The 932-nt window shown below is 69.8% G+C and carries 1 protein-coding gene; it reads right to left on the minus strand.

Translation table 11 applies throughout. The annotated features are described in order from the left end of the window. On the minus strand, positions 1-932 hold a 932-nt coding region (locus ABGB08_RS54685), incomplete at both ends, for a hydantoinase B/oxoprolinase family protein (RefSeq protein WP_347608560.1).

Here is a 932-nt window from a genome sequence, read left to right on the forward strand (position 1 = left end):
CGGGCGCCGGTGGTGAGGTGGCCGTTGCTGATCGGCGCGGGCGGGCGTGGGTTGACGATGCTTCCCGGCTCGGCGACCACCTCGAACGCGGTCATGACCCCTTCGTTGAACGGCACGTCCCACGCCAGGATCGGCACGACCGCGGTGGCGACACTACCTACGAGCGCGCCGTAGCTGCAGTTGACGAACCCGTCGGTCTGCGGGCTGGACCCCGTGAAGTCCAGCGTGGCCTGGCCGCCGCGCTTGGTCAGCGTGCACCGGACCCGGTAGAGATCGTCGTCGTGGCCGTTGTGCTCGGTCCACTCCTCCGCCTCCCACACGCCGTCGGGCAGCCGGGCCAGCCGGTCGCGCACGACCTGCTCGGCGATCTCGAAGTTGCGCCGCGTGTAGGCCCGGAAGCGGTCGAGCCCGAACTCCTCGATCGTGGCGAGCAGCCGGCGGATCCCGGTGTTGTTGCTCGCCACGAGGCTGCGCACGTCATTCCAGTACGGCACCGGGACGCGGACGTTGTTGAGCAGGATCCGCCGGACCCACTCGACCGGCTCGCCCCGCTCGAAGACCTTCACCCCGGGCGGCAGCCGCAGGGCCTCGCTGTAGCAGTCGTACGCGCCGGGCGCGAAACCGCCGGGAGTCATCCCGCCGACGTCGAGCAGATGCGCCTGCGACTGCGCCCAGCCGATCAGCTCCTCGCCGTGGAAGATCGGGGAGATCACGTTGGTGTCCGGCGGGTGGCTCGCCCCCGCGGTGTGCGGGTCGTTGCAGATGAACGCGTCGCCCGGATACACCGGCTCGCCCCGGATGACCTCGACCAGGTTGCGCACGGCCACGCTGCCCGACCCGATGTGGAACTGCACATAGTCCGAGTAGGCGTAGATGCGTCCCTCGGGATCGAACAGCGCGGTGTTGAAGTCACCGGCCTCGGTGATGACGGG

Source organism: Acrocarpospora sp. B8E8 (assembly GCF_039871605.1).
GTDB lineage: Bacteria > Actinomycetota > Actinomycetes > Streptosporangiales > Streptosporangiaceae > Acrocarpospora > Acrocarpospora macrocephala.